At 69.0% G+C, this 13,321-nt stretch carries 14 protein-coding genes; 4 read left to right on the forward strand and 10 right to left on the reverse strand.

All coding sequences use genetic code 11. The features are described from left to right. Positions 1 to 6: 6 nt before the first annotated feature. Both ACIA5C_RS10495 and ACIA5C_RS10500 read right to left on the reverse strand, forming a co-directional pair. The gene (locus ACIA5C_RS10495) at positions 7 to 1,209 is read right to left on the reverse strand and encodes a Gfo/Idh/MocA family protein (RefSeq protein ID WP_396053046.1); all 1,203 of its coding nucleotides are present in this window, start codon (positions 1,207 to 1,209) and stop codon (positions 7 to 9) included. Further along, entirely contained in the window at positions 1,209 to 1,991 is a 783-nt protein-coding gene (locus ACIA5C_RS10500; protein ID WP_396053047.1) for a DeoR/GlpR family DNA-binding transcription regulator, read from the reverse strand. The genes ACIA5C_RS10495 and ACIA5C_RS10500 overlap by 1 nt, the downstream gene beginning before the upstream one ends. Before the next feature lie 110 nt (positions 1,992 to 2,101). Between ACIA5C_RS10500 and ACIA5C_RS10505 the strand changes: the two genes are divergently transcribed. The 4 genes from ACIA5C_RS10505 (at position 2,102) to ACIA5C_RS10520 (ending at position 6,619) form a co-directional block, all read left to right on the forward strand. Next, the gene (locus ACIA5C_RS10505; protein ID WP_396053048.1) at positions 2,102 to 3,394 is read left to right on the forward strand and encodes an alpha-glucosidase/alpha-galactosidase; all 1,293 of its coding nucleotides are present in this window, start codon (positions 2,102 to 2,104) and stop codon (positions 3,392 to 3,394) included. A gap of 137 nt (positions 3,395 to 3,531) precedes the next feature. Further along, the gene (locus ACIA5C_RS10510; RefSeq protein WP_396053049.1) at positions 3,532 to 4,857 is read left to right on the forward strand and encodes an ABC transporter substrate-binding protein; all 1,326 of its coding nucleotides are present in this window, start codon (positions 3,532 to 3,534) and stop codon (positions 4,855 to 4,857) included. Beyond that, positions 4,857 to 5,798, forward strand: coding sequence for a carbohydrate ABC transporter permease (locus ACIA5C_RS10515; RefSeq protein WP_396053050.1), 942 nt, complete (start codon positions 4,857 to 4,859; stop codon positions 5,796 to 5,798). Before ACIA5C_RS10510 ends, ACIA5C_RS10515 begins: the two co-directional genes overlap by 1 nt. Next, positions 5,798 to 6,619 carry a carbohydrate ABC transporter permease gene (locus ACIA5C_RS10520; RefSeq protein WP_396053051.1) on the forward strand — a complete coding sequence of 274 codons (822 nt, stop codon included), beginning with the start codon at positions 5,798 to 5,800 and terminating at the stop codon, positions 6,617 to 6,619. The genes ACIA5C_RS10515 and ACIA5C_RS10520 overlap by 1 nt, the downstream gene beginning before the upstream one ends. Here ACIA5C_RS10520 and ACIA5C_RS10525 read toward each other — a convergent pair. From ACIA5C_RS10525 to ACIA5C_RS10560, 8 genes are all read right to left on the reverse strand, one after another. After that, positions 6,600 to 6,866, reverse strand: a complete 267-nt coding sequence (locus ACIA5C_RS10525) for a hypothetical protein (protein WP_396053052.1) — start codon at positions 6,864 to 6,866, stop codon at positions 6,600 to 6,602. The two genes, ACIA5C_RS10520 and ACIA5C_RS10525, sit on opposite strands and share 20 nt — an antisense overlap. A gap of 164 nt (positions 6,867 to 7,030) precedes the next feature. After that, on the reverse strand, positions 7,031 to 7,966 hold the full coding sequence (locus ACIA5C_RS10530) for a carbohydrate kinase family protein (RefSeq protein WP_396053053.1): 936 nt from the start codon (positions 7,964 to 7,966) through the stop codon (positions 7,031 to 7,033). A 97-nt stretch (positions 7,967 to 8,063) separates the two neighbouring features. Beyond that, entirely contained in the window at positions 8,064 to 8,870 is an 807-nt protein-coding gene (locus tag ACIA5C_RS10535) for a class I SAM-dependent methyltransferase (RefSeq protein ID WP_396053054.1), read from the reverse strand. Positions 8,871 to 8,911: 41 nt separating this feature from the next. Next, complete coding sequence (locus ACIA5C_RS10540) at positions 8,912 to 9,511, reverse strand: class I SAM-dependent methyltransferase (RefSeq protein WP_396053055.1); 600 nt, start codon at positions 9,509 to 9,511, stop codon at positions 8,912 to 8,914. Between the two features lie 25 nt (positions 9,512 to 9,536). Beyond that, positions 9,537 to 10,481, reverse strand: coding sequence for a TIGR03557 family F420-dependent LLM class oxidoreductase (locus tag ACIA5C_RS10545; protein WP_396053056.1), 945 nt, complete (start codon positions 10,479 to 10,481; stop codon positions 9,537 to 9,539). An 85-nt stretch (positions 10,482 to 10,566) separates the two neighbouring features. Further along, positions 10,567 to 11,703, reverse strand: a complete 1,137-nt coding sequence (locus ACIA5C_RS10550; protein ID WP_396053057.1) for a S8 family serine peptidase — start codon at positions 11,701 to 11,703, stop codon at positions 10,567 to 10,569. Beyond that, the gene (locus tag ACIA5C_RS10555; RefSeq protein WP_396053058.1) at positions 11,700 to 12,920 is read right to left on the reverse strand and encodes a hypothetical protein; all 1,221 of its coding nucleotides are present in this window, start codon (positions 12,918 to 12,920) and stop codon (positions 11,700 to 11,702) included. The genes ACIA5C_RS10550 and ACIA5C_RS10555 overlap by 4 nt, the downstream gene beginning before the upstream one ends. 2 nt (positions 12,921 to 12,922) lie before the next feature. Further along, positions 12,923 to 13,300 (reverse strand): hypothetical protein, encoded by a 378-nt coding sequence (locus tag ACIA5C_RS10560; RefSeq protein WP_396053059.1) that lies wholly within the window; start codon positions 13,298 to 13,300, stop codon positions 12,923 to 12,925. Positions 13,301 to 13,321 lie beyond the last annotated feature (21 nt).

Raw genomic sequence — 13,321 nt, forward strand, 5'->3', positions numbered from 1 at the left:
CACCCGTCAGGACAGTGTCACGACCGTACCCGTGAGCCGCGCCTCCTCGGCGGCCCACACGACGCGGTGGCCGGCCAGGCTAGTCGCGGCGTCGGAACGGATCAGTGCGGGTTCGCCGGACGCCACCGCGGCCAGGAAGGCGTCGACCACGCCGTCGTCCCCGTCGTCGTGTCCGGCCACCACGGAGTCGCCGGCCTCGATGGTCTCGGAGGCGCCGGTGCGGAAGTCGACCAGTCGCAGCCGGGCCCCGTTGCCGGAGAGATAGCCGTGGGTGCCGAAGATCCGGGTCTTGCGCTGCTCGAACGGCGTGAACGCGGTCATCGTGAACGACACCGTCGCCCCGTCGGCCAGTTCCAGGTTGACGACCTGGTGGTCGACCACGTCGTTCTGTCCGTTGTAGACGCACTCGCCGTAGGGGCCCGTCTTCAACGCGAGATCGAGGTCGTCGCCGAGGACGTCCCGCGGCCATCCCGACGGGACCGACGAGTAGAGGCGCACGGCCGAGTAGGGGCAGGTCGGCTCCACCGCGCAGGAGACGCAGCGGTCGCCCGCGCCGGCGGGCTTGGACGCCGGCGTGAAATGCGCCAGACCCCCGAACGAGCTGACCCGGCGCGCCGGCTGCCCGGCCAGATAGAGCAGCCAGTCGATGTCGTGGCACGACTTGGCCAGCAGCATCGGCGAGGATTCGGCGGTGGAGCGCCAGTTCCCCCGCACGAACGAGTGCGCGTGATGCCACCAGCCGACCGGTTCCAGGTGCTGGATGCTCACGACCCGTCCGATCCGGCCGGAGTCCACCAGGGATTTGATGGCCTGCGTATAGGACGTGTAGCGCAACACGTGGCACACGGCCAGAATCACACCGGCCTCGACGGCCGCGGCGGCGATCCGGGAGGCCGACTCGTAGGTCGGCGCCATCGGCTTCTCCAGCAACAGGTGATAGCCCAGCCCGGCCAGGCGGACCGCCGGCCCTTCGTGATCGCGATCCTGCGTCCCGATCACGGCCGCGTCGGCGATCCGGGTGTCGACCGAGGCCCAGTCCGAGAACACATTCTCGCGCTTTATCCCGTACGCCGAAGCGAAGTGCTCCCGGCGCACCGGATCCGCCTCCGCGACTCCGACGATGATTCCGGCGCCGGAGGCGGCGGCGCGGCGCGCGTAGGTCGAGCCGCGCTGGCCGGCCCCGACGACGAGCAGGCGAACCGGTTCCATCAGCCACCCACCACGACGACTTCGGTGCCCGCCCGCCGGATCGCCTCGATGCCCGTCGCGTCGGCGCTGTTGTCGGTGACCAGCGTCGAGATCGCGGTGATCGGGCAGATGCCGGCCAGGCAGACCTTGCCGACCTTGGAGCCGTCGGCGACCACGATCACGCGGTCGGCCCGGCGGATCATCGTGGCATTGGTGTTGGCCTCGATCTCGTCGTGGGTGGTGAGGCCGCCGCGGGCGCTGATGCCGTCGACGCCGACGACCGCGACCGCCATGTTGAGGCCCTGCAGCGCCTGGTCGGCGATCGGCCCGACCAGCTCGTAGGACTGGGTGCGGGAGACGCCGCCCGTCATGATCAGCTTGAGCCGGGGGCGCAGGGCCAGCTCGGCGGCGATGTTGAGCGCGTTGGTCACCACGGTCAGGTCGACCCGCTCGGCGAGGATGCGCGCGAGCAGGTGGGTCGTCGTGCCGCCGGTCAGGCCCAGGGTGAGCGGCCCCTTGGGCAGCAGCTCGGCCGCCTTGCGGGCGATCAGCGCCTTCTCCTCGCGATGCTGGCCGCCCCGATAGCGGACGGGCAGCTCGTAGGCCACGTCGATCGCGACCGCGCCGCCGTGGGTGCGCGACAGCAGCCGCTGGTCTTCGAGGACCTGCAGGTCGCGCCGGATCGTCGCGGGTGACACCGCGAACTCCTCGGCGAGGTGGCCGGCGTCGACCGATCCGCTGTTGGCGACGCGTTCGAGAATCGCCGAGACCCGGTCGGCGCGACGCAGCGTACTTTGAGCCATGGAACCTTCTCGCAGGCGTATTGATCAAATGCGCAGTCAGAGTAGTTCGTTTCTAAGCGATTAGCCAGGGCGTCTTGCGCGTTCTATGCGCGAGCGCCAACAATCCGGCCATGACAGTGATCGCCTTCCTGGGGGCCGGCAGCGTGGTGTTCACCCGCGAACTGCTCGCCGACATCCTCTCCTTCGACGAGTTGCGCGACGTGACGATCGCCCTGCACGACATCGTCCCCGAGCGGCTCGAGACCGCTGAACTGATCGCCCGCCGGACGGCCGATCAACTCGGGGCGAAGCCGGTCATCACCGCGTCGCTCGACCGCCGGCAGGCCCTCGAGGGCGCCGACTTCGTGATCAACTCGATCCAGGTCGGCATGTACGAGGCGACCGTGCGCGACTTCGAGATCCCGGCCAAGTTCGGCCTGCGCCAGACCATCGCCGACACGCTCGGCGTCGGCGGCATCTTCCGCGCGCTGCGCACGTTCCCGGTGCTCGACGGCATCGCGGCCGACATGCTCGAGATCTGCCCGGACGCCTGGCTGCTCAACTACACCAACCCGATGGCGATGAACATCGGCTACCTCGCCGCCACGGCACCGAAGCTGAAGGCGGTCGGGCTCTGCCACTCCGTCTTCTGGACCGTCCACGACCTGTGTGAGCTCCTCGGAGTTCCGCTCGACGAGGTCGACTACAGCGGCGCCGGGGTCAACCACCAGGCCTGGCTGCTGAGGTTCGAGCACCGCGGCGAGTCGCTCTATCCGAAGCTCGACGAGCTCCTGGAGAAGGAGCCCGAGATGCGCCGCCGCGTCCGCATGGACATGTACAAGCGGCTCGGCTACTTCCCGACCGAGACCAGCGAGCACTCCAGCGAGTACGTCCCCTGGTACCTCCACCACGACGAGGAGATATCCCGTCTGCGCATTCCGGTCGGCGACTACCTGCGGATCAGCAAGGAGAACGTCGACGAGTACCACGCCACGCGGGAATCGCTGCTGAGAGGCGAACCGCTGGACGTCAGCCGCGACGCCACCGAGTACGCCCCGCAGGTCATCCACAGCATGGTCACCGGCACGATGCGCCGCATCCACGCCAACGTGGCGAACCGCGGGCTGATCACCAATCTGCCCGAGGGCTACGCGGTCGAGGTGCCGTGCGTGGTCGACCGGCTGGGCGTACGCCCGGAGCAGGTCGGCGCGCTCCCCCTGCAGTGCGCCGCGGTCAACCGCGCTTTCGTCAGCACCGGCCAGCTGACCGTGCAGGCGGCGATCACCGGCGACAAGCGGATGGTCCGGCAGGCGGCGATGATCGACCCCAACACGGCGGCCACCGTGACCGCCGATCAGATCTGGGAGATGTGCGACGAATTGACGGCCGCCCATGGCGATCTCATGCCGGAAACACTGCGTTGACATCGCTCAGTCTGGATTGCTCGTTTGCTGCGCGGATCTTGTTAAACGAAAGCAAACGAGCATAATCCACGGGCAGAACCTCACTGTGGCGGAGGTCACCACCCCGAATCCTCCCGATGACCATCGAGGTGCCCAAGATGACATACCTTCGGCGCGGCCCGGTGTTCCGGTCGCTGGCCGGCGGCCTGAGCGCCGCCCTGTTGCTCTCCGCCTGCATGGGCGGCACGGCGACCGACAAGTCCGGCAAGGACGCGGCCGCCGGTTACGACCCCAAGGCCACCGTCACGCTCACCTGGTGGACCGGCCAGACCGAGGCGGCCGAGACCACGGCCGAACAGCTCGCGGCGCAATATCACACCCTGCATCCGAACGTCACGATCAAGACCTCGCCCGGGGCACCGACGACCGACGACCTGCTGACCAAGCTCTCGGCCGGCTTCACGGCCGGCAGCTATCCGGACATCTCCTACACGTTCGGCAGCTGGGCCGGCGAGCTCGGTGCGAGCGGCCACACCCAGGACCTCACCTCGTACGTCAACGACCCGACCTTCGGCTGGAACGAGTTCTCCCCCGCCGCGCGCGAGACCGCGACCGTCAACGGCAAGGTGTTCGGCGTTCCGTCCCTGGTCGACAACCTGGCTCTGATCTACAACACGAAGCTGTTCGACCAGGCCGGACTGTCCTACCCGACCGCCCAGTGGTCGTGGGACGACTTCCGGACCGCGGCCAAGAAGCTGACGAACCCGGCGACCAAGGTCTACGGCACCGCGTACTCGGTCTCCGGCAGTGAGGACACAACCTGGCACCTGTGGCCGCTGCTCTGGCAGCACGGCGGCAAAATCCTCGACGGCACCAAACCGGCCTTCAACTCACCCGAAGGAGTCGCGGCGCTGGAGTCGCTGCGCCAGATGGCGGTCGACGACAAGTCGATGTACCTCGACCAGACCGACGAGCAGTACCCCCGGCTGTTCAACAGCGGGCACATCGCGATGATGCTCTCCGGTCCGTGGTCGCTGCTCGACATCAAGGCCGCCAAGGTTTCGTACGGCGTGGCCGAGCTACCCGGCTTCAACGGCGACCACGAGACGGTCTCGGGACCGGACGTGTGGGCGTTGTTCGACCACCAGGACGTCAACCGGGCCGGGGCATCACGCGACTTCATCAAATGGCTGACCAGCGCGCAGATCGACGCCAAGTGGAACCTCGCGATCGGCAACCTGCCGCTGCGGAGCAGCGAGCAGAACACCCCGGAGTACGCCGCCTACGTCAAGGAGTACCCGGGCGGCGACAAGTTCTTCGCCAACCTGGCCAACGCCAAGCAGGCCCGCCCGACGGTGGCCGGCTACGACGAGCTGTCCCGCAACGTCGGCGACGCGATAGCCAAGGTGCTGCAGGGAACGCAGAGCCCGCAGAAGGCGCTCGACGACGCGGCCAAGAAGTCGGCCGACTCGGTGACCGGCTGATGGCGGTGACTTTCGCGGTCACGCCGCGTACGGGCTCGGCCGCGCGCTCCCAGCGCGGCCGGACCCGCCGCCGCGCCCGCCGGAACCTGACCGGTTGGGCCTTCGCCGGACCGGCCACCGCGATCGTCGCCGGCCTGTCGATCTTCCCCGCGGTGTGGGCGTTCTTCATCTCCCGGGCCAAGTGGAACGGGATCGCGCCGGGCGTGCCGGTCGGCTGGCGCAACTACGAGCAGCTGGCACGGGACCCGGACATGCTCGCCGCGGCCCGGCACACCTTGATTCTGACCGTGCTGTTCGTTCCGGCGTCGATCGTGCTCGGCATCCTCATCGCGATCGCGCTCAACCAGCGGATCCGGCTCCTCGGCTTCTACCGCACCTGCATCTTCGTGCCGTACGTGGCGTCGGCCGCGGCGACCGGCATCCTGGCCAACTTCGTCTTCAATCCGCAGTTCGGCGCGGCCAACGACATCCTGCGGCACCTGGGGATCCCGGCCCAGCAGTTCCTGGACAGCCCCCACCAGGCGTTGTACTACGTGGTGGTGATCGCGCTCTGGGGCGAGGTCGGGTTCACCACGGTCATCTATCTGGCCGCGCTGCAGGACATCCCACGCGAACTCGTCGAGGCCGCGGTCATGGACGGGGCCGGCCGCCTCCGCGTCTTCCGGCACATCACGCTGCCCGAGCTGCGGCCGGTCACCGTGTTCGCCGCGGTGTGGCAGACGATCACCGCGATGCAGATGTTCGACCTGATCTACACCACCACCCGGGGCGGGCCGCTGAACACCACCCAGACGATCGTCTACTACATCTACGAACTCGCCTTTCAAACCCAGAGGCTCGGGTACGGGGCGGCCGCCGCCTACCTCCTCTTCGTGGTGACGCTGGTGCTCACGCTCGGGGTCATCTGGTACGGCCGGCGGCGTGGATCGGAGGTCTTCTGATGCGGCGACGGCTCCCCTTCTCGGCGTGGCACCTGCTGCTGATGCCGCTGGCGCTGATCTTCGTGCTGCCGTTGGTCCAGATGGTGCTCACGTCGTTCATGACCAACGGCGAGATCAACCAGTTCCCGCCCAAGCTGATCCCGACCGCGATACACCTCGGGGGCTACCGGGCGCTGCTGACCGAGACCCCGATCCTGCGCTGGTTCGGCAACACGGTGCTGGTGTCAGTGGTCTCGGTCGTCTCGCATCTGATCCTGTGCTCGACCGCCGGCTACGGCTTCGCCCGCCTCAAGTTCGCCGGCCGCGGCATCGCCTTCCTGGTCATCATCGCCACGGTGATGATCCCGCTCCAGCTGCTGATGATCCCGACCTACCTGATGTTCGCCCGCATCGGCATCGTCGACACCCTGGCGGCGGCCTTCGTCCCGTGGCTGGCCTCGGCCTTCGGCATCTTCCTGATGCGACAGTTCTTCCTGTCGCTGCCGGTCGAGCTGGAGGAGGCGGCCCTGATCGACGGCTGCAGCACGTGGCGCACGTTCCGCAGCATCGTGCTGCCGCTGGCCCGCCCCGCGCTGGCCACGCTGGCCATCTTCACGCTGCTGTCAAGCTGGAACGACCTGCTGTGGCCGCTGGTGGCCATCTCCGACGACAACCGCTTCACGCTGCAGGTCGGCCTGGCAAACTTCCAGGGCACGAGGCGTACGGAATGGTCCCAGCTGATGGCCGGCAACGTGATCGCGACGGCACCCTTGATCCTGGCGTTCCTGTTCGCCCAGCGAAAGTTCATCGCCACGATGTCGTTCACCGGCCTGAAGGGCTGACCCGTCCGTCAGAGTCGCCCGACCGGGCCGGATCCGTCGAGGGGCGGACCCGGCCCGGTTGAAGGCCGAGCCGATCAACCAGTTCCTGGAGAATCCGCCCGTCACGCTGGGAGGCGTGTCGATGCGTTGCCATGAACTGGCTGGCCAGCAACGCCACCAACAGGCCCACGATCCAGGCCATGATTCTTGCCGCAACGGAAGAGTCGGGCGCCAGTGCGATCGTCAGCAGGAAGGCCTCGGCGGCCAAGGCCAGGCCGGGGCCTGCCACATGATGGTCACGTGGGCCGAATGTCGTGCCGAAACCGCTTCAAGCGCGACGAGTTGCGCCTTCAACTCGGCATTTTCACCCGGCCGTGGCGCTTCGGACTCCCGCCCGTGGTGATGCTTCGATCGTATGCGCGAAAACATGGCTCATTGTCCCCAGCCACCCTCCGCGCCCAGCTCCTCCGCTGTCGCCTGGGCGGCCGTGCCGCCGGCGGCGCGGGTGCTCAGTGAACCCGCCGCCGCGGCCCAGCGGACCGACTCCTCGACGGTGCGGCCGCCGAGCCGGGCGGCCAGGAAGCCGGCGTTGAAGCTGTCCCCCGCGCCGATCGTGTCGACGACCTCGACCGGGCGGCCCGGGGCCTCGCCGGAGCCGCCGTCCCACCAGGCTCGCGCGCCCCGCGCGCCGTCCTTCATCACCACGGTCGCGCCCAGGCTCTTCGCACCCTCCTCGGGTGTCGACGCGCCGGTGATCGCCAGCAGTTCGGCCGCGTTGGGCAGGAACACGTCCGTGTGGGCCAGGATCTCCGCGATCGAGGACCACCGTTCGGACGGGTCCCAGTTGGTGTCGAGCGACGTGGTCACGCCGAGCTTGTGCGCCCGCTCGAAGACCCCGGCCAGGCCGTCCGCCAGCGCGGGCTGCAGATAGAGCGACGAGACGTGTACGTGCCGGGTCCGCCCCAGCAGGTCGTCGGTGATGTCGGCGGGCCGCAGCAGCGGGATCGTCCCGGGCAGCGTCAGGATCGCCCGGCCCTCGCCGCCCTCCGGGGTGAGGATCACGCTCAGCCCGGTCGGCGCGCCGTGCGCGTCGGCGGCCAGCAGGGTCACCCCGCGCTCGTCGAGCGCGTCGCGCACGACCCGGCCGAAGACGTCGTCGCCGACCGCGGCCAGCATCGCCGTCCGCAGGCCGAGCCGGGCGCACCCTGCCGCCGTGATCGAGCCGGAGCCGCCGAGCACCAGGTCGGCCCCGGTGAGCAGCTGCTCGACCTGGCCGAACCGGGGCCGCACGTCGCCCCGCAGCACCAGGTCCGGGTTGGCGTCGCCCACCACCAGAACGTCGAACAAGGCCGCCCCCTCGATGTCCATATGAACAACTCGCGAGCACCATACGCTCAGCAACACCCGCCCGCGTATGCGCGAACGCACAACGCGCAAAGTTGGCCGCCGATGGTGTTCGAGGTGGCTAACCGCGGGCCGGGGCGGTTCCGATCGCCAGCATGTGGCAGCTGGACGCGACCAGATCCGGCTCCGTGCCGTAGACCCGGGCCAGCTGCAGCGCCGCCTCGAAAACCGCCTGCTCGGACGGCCCTCCGATCGCCGCCTCGGCCGCCGCCCACGCCGGCCCCTCGACCCCGTGGATCGTCACGTTCGCCAGGCCGGCCTCGGCGCACTCCCCGACCAGCTCCGACACCCGGTGGAAGTAGGCCTGGGTGAAGCCGGTCGACGCGTCGTTCACGCCGGACGACCGCAGCCGCACGGCCTCGTCCAGGGTCCGCTCGTTGAACCGGGCCGTCGCCGCGAAGTCGATCGGCCCGGCGAACCGCGAGATCGCCGCCGCCACGACCGGCCCGCCCGGCTCGGTCACCCGGATCGCCTCGCGCAGCGCGCGCACCCGGTCGGCCGGCTGGTGCAGGTGGTAGAGCGGCCCGAGCAGCAGCGTGGCATGCCAGGAACCGTCAACCTCGGGCAACGATCGGGCGTCGCCGACGACCGCCTCGACCGGCGGCCGGCCGGCCCGCGCCTGCTCGACATGAGCCGGGACGATGTCGACGAGCCGCACCTCGTAGCCGGCGGCCACCAGATCCCGTGCGTAGGCGCCGGGCCCGCCGCCCACGTCGAGGACCCGGGCCGGGGCCTCGGGCAGCACCTCGCGGAGCAACTCCAGCGTGCGGATGCGTTCGAGCCGGGACTGCGGGCGTCTGCCGAGCCGGGCGGCTTCCTCGTACCGGTCCCGGTAGTAGCTGACGATCTCGGCGGTCATGTGGTCCATGCCGAGATCGTCCCGTTCGCCGGCCCCGCCGGGCCATCGATTTACCGGCGCCAGACGTCCAGCACGAACCACTCGTCCTCGTGGTGCACGATGTGGGTCAGGCCCGGGCGTTCCCCGACCGCCGAGTGGGCGTTGAAGCCGTCGTAGTTGCCACCGTTCTCGCGGTCGCGGAAGTGCACCGACACCAGGTCACCGCCCGGCTCGAGCCGCTCCAGCAGCCCGTCCACCGTCGCCGACATGTCACCGGCGGACAGGTAGTAGAGCAGGTCACCGATCACGATCAGGTCGAACGTGCCCTCCGGCATCTCGGCCGGCAGCGTCGCCTGTTCGAACGTCACGTTCGGCAGGTCCTGCACGATCTGGCGCCCCTGGACGACCGCCGACTCGACGGCGTCGGTCGCCAGCACCTCGTCGCAGCGTTCCGCGAGCAGGCGGGTCAGGTGGCCGATCGACGCCCCCGGCTCGTAACACCGCCGGTAGTGCTCCGCGGGGAGGCTGGCCACGGTCACGGCGTACTTGCGCCGGTCGTGCCACTTCGTGGCCAGATCCCACGGGTCGTCCTTGGCCATGTAGAGCCCGTCGAAGTAGTCGAGGGACACCGACGCGGCCGGCGGCTGGGCATCACCCTGTGCTCGTGTCACGGTGGCGATTCTGCCCGGCCTCGGCTCAGCTTCCGAGGGCGGGGCGCAGCTGTTCGGCGAAGAAGTCGAGGAAACCGTCCGGGTCCGGCCCCGCGTTCATGAACACCAGGTGGTCGTAGCCGGCGTCGGCGTACTCACGGAACGCCTTCACGTACGGCTCGACACCGGCCCCGTGCGCGAACTGCCCGGCAACGTCCTCCGGCTTGATCAGCTCCGAGGCCGCCTCGAAGTTGACCGGGTTCGGCAGCTCCGACATGACCTTCCAGCCGGTGAGCGACCACCGCGACGTCTTGTGCGCGGCCTCGATCGCGTCCGGCCCCCAGGCAACCGGGATCTCGGCGTACCTCGGCCCCTTGCCGCCCTTGGCCTGGTACGCCTCGACGATATCCGCCCGCGGCTCGGTCGCGAACAGCCCACCACCGTGCGTAGCCGCCAGCTCGGCCGCATCCTTGCCGCCGGCCGCGACCGCGATCACCGGCAGCCGCTCCGGCAGATCGAACACCCGGGCATCCTCCAGCTGCAGATGCTTACCCTCGTACGACTGGTAGCCGCCCTGCCACAGCAGATTGATGATGTCGAGCGCCTCCACGAGTCGCTCGTGCCGCCCGCGTACGCTCGGGAAACCTTGACCCACCACATGCTCGTTGAGCCTCTCACCGGCCCCGATCCCGAGCGTGAAGCGATCATCGGAGATGATCGCGAGCGTCGCGGCGGCCTGAGCGATAATCGCCGGGTGGTAGCGCACCGTCGGACAGGTCACGCCGGTCGCCAACCCGAGCTTTTCGGTACGCGCGGCCACCGCGCCGAGCACGGTCCAGGCGTACGGAGAATGCCCCTGCACGTCCAGCCACGGGTGGAAGTGGTCACTGATCTCCACAAAATCGAACCCGGCCTCCTCCGCCCGCACCGCCTGCCGAATAAGCTCTTTCGGCGCGAAACCCTCAGCCATCAGCTTGTATCCGATCCGCATACCGTGCTGCGTGCCCGGCCAGGTGACAGCCAAACCCTCGGCCGCGGCCAGCTCCTGACGGGCGGCCGGACGACGGCGTCTGCCCCTACGACCCGCGGGTCCGCCGTTGCCGGCCCCGGACGACAACCGCCGCGACCAGCCCGACCACTACCAGCAGTCCGACCACGATCCCGACCAGCAGCAGCGGACTCTTGGCCGCCGGCAGATCCCCTTCATCAGCCACCACGGCCGGCGCCGAGGTCACAGCCGCCGACCTGCCGGCGGCCGCCGACGGAAGTGGCGCAACGTCGGCGGTGAGCGCCTTGACGATGTTCAGCCGCCCGTAGCCGTACGAGTCGTCCCGCCCCTTGGCCCCGGCATCGGTGGCCGTAGCCGTCAGCCGATGCACAATCTCAGCCGCGCTGAGGTCGGGGAATTTCGCCCGCAGCAGCGCCGCCGCCCCACTGACGACCGCGGTGGCTTCGCTGGTCCCCTGCCCTTGGTAATAGTCGTCGGCGCTCCGGTTGCTGGTCGTGACGATGTCCATGCCGGGGGCCGCCAGGTCGACTTGCGACCCGGTGACGGAGAACGGGGCGATCTTCCCGTCGCGGCCGAAGGCACCCACGGCCACGACTTCCGGGTACCGGCCGGGAAAGTCGTAACCGGGTCTCTCGTCGTTGCCGGATGAAGCGACCAGAACGATGTCGGCCGCCTGAGCCTTCCGAATGGCAGCATGCAGCGCGTCGTCGTCCATCGAGCCGAACGACATGTTGATGACACCGGCGTGATGAGCAATCGCGAAGTCGACCGCCTGTGTCATGAATCCGCCGCCGCTGAAACGCCCGATCGGAGCGCTGATCGGAAGAATCTTCGCCTGGGGCGCGATGCCGAGAACGCCATCTGCTGATCCATGGCCCCGCCCGACGATGATTCCGGCCATCTCGGTGCCATGCCCGTCGGTATCCTTCCGCCCGTCACCGGCGGCGGCTGACCCGACATCAGTTCCGAGGAGAATGGCGCCTCGCAGATCACGATGGTCTGCGTTGACCCCGCTATCGATCAACGCAACGGTGACGCCGGCACCCTCCGTGATGTGATGCGCTCGGGCGACGCCAAGGCTCGCCAGGTACCACTGCTTGTCACGGATGGAATCAGCAAAGGCGGGCCGGCCCCACAAAGCCACGACGCCGGCGGCAAGGGTGACCGCCAGAACAACGCGAGCCGGCCGTGCGGAAACGATCACCTGTCGAGCCCGATCACGCCGGGCCCCGGGTCATGTCTGACCGCGGACGTATCCGGCTTGATTACCGGCGCGACTCCCTCAACGGTCTTCCACCGCTGGTCGGCCTCGCCGTCAATCGTTTGGCTTGAACTGCCGCCGCCTCGGCCGCCCGGCCCTCCGACCATCGGCATCGCTCCGGCCTGAGCCCGGCCATTGGCAATGCCACGCTCGGAGCCCTCGCCAATCACGGCGCCGGAAGGAAGACCGCGTCGGACCGAGACCGGACGACGAGTTCCTGAACTGCCGGAGCCGCCAGGCACGACACCAAATCCGCCGACGCCAGGGCTGCCTGTGCCGCCTCCGATCGGCAGGACACCCAACCCGCCCGGTGCGCCTCCCGGGCCGGTGGGAGAAGCCGTCGGCGGAGGCGTCCCAACCGGGAGGGATCCGATGGGGCCGCTGTTCCCACCGGTCGCCGGTGGTGCAGGCGCAATTCCACTGAGAATGGGACCAGAGCCGGTTCGATCGTCCCCCGGACCTGAGCCACCGATCGTCGAATCCGACGATTCAGGCGGCACCATCGAGTTCGGATCGATCGGCACAGGAACCGGACGCGGGCTGGCGCCGAGTCCGCCATGACCGAAGCCGCCTCCGCCCGACTGTCCACCTGTCGAGCCGCCGGCATCTCTCGTCGAGCCGTCGTCGTCACCCGTCAGATGATGGCCATCGTCGTCGTAGAAGGGTCGCATCTGGAACAGGCTGGGTGTTTGAATCTGGGCGCCGTGGTCGCCGATCGCCGCCTCCGCCTCGCGCATGGCGGCCTGGGCGTGCTCGTCGTACTTGTCTTCGGCGTGGTCGACGAAGCGTGGCATCCAGTCGTTGGCCACACCATCGCGGCCCGACGCCAGTTCGCGTAACTTGCTCTGGGCCGTCGAGAAAGCCTGTACCACCCCATTCAGTCCCACGCGGGTGTCCTCAGCCTTCTTCAGCGTTTCCTGCATCGAGTCGGCCAGCCCTTGGACTTGCCGCTGGAACTCGAACGCCGAGTCGTTCTTCCCTGGTGGCCACACCGCGGCCAAACTCTCGGCCGCGGCGAGCAGCCGGGTGTGCTGGTCACGTACGGTGGCGGTCAGGCCCTCCCAGGCCAGGACCCGGTCGGCGCCGTCGCAGACGTCCACGTCGGAAATCAGACTCCAGATGGCGGGCAGGTTGTAGCGGCCCCAGTCGACGTCACTCACGCCTACGACCCCCGCTTCAGCAGGCTCTGCGCCTGAATGATCGCGCCGGAGAGCATGGTCTGGATTTCCTGCTGGGTGACCGCAGAACTTGTGTCAGCATGTGCGAAACGGCGCGCTACCTCCTCGGCCACGTCGGCCAGGATGTCGGCCGCGACCGGGTAGACGCGGAGGTTGGCGTCGGTTGCGGCCAGGGCCGCCGCGTACCTCTGCTTGACCTCCATGATGGGCCCGGCGTTGATCTGGGAGCCCAGCCCGACGCCCTGCCGGTGCAGGTCAGCGCCGCGCCCGGCCGCCGCCGCGAAGCCGCCGTCGGCGTCCTTGCGGAGGCCCTGGCCGAAGTTGCCGACCTGGTCGGTCTGGATCTGCACCCCGTCGCCCATGGCCTCAGGATATCGACGCGG

The organism is Actinoplanes sp. NPDC051343, assembly GCF_044455125.1.
Taxonomy (GTDB): Bacteria; Actinomycetota; Actinomycetes; order Mycobacteriales; family Micromonosporaceae; genus Actinoplanes.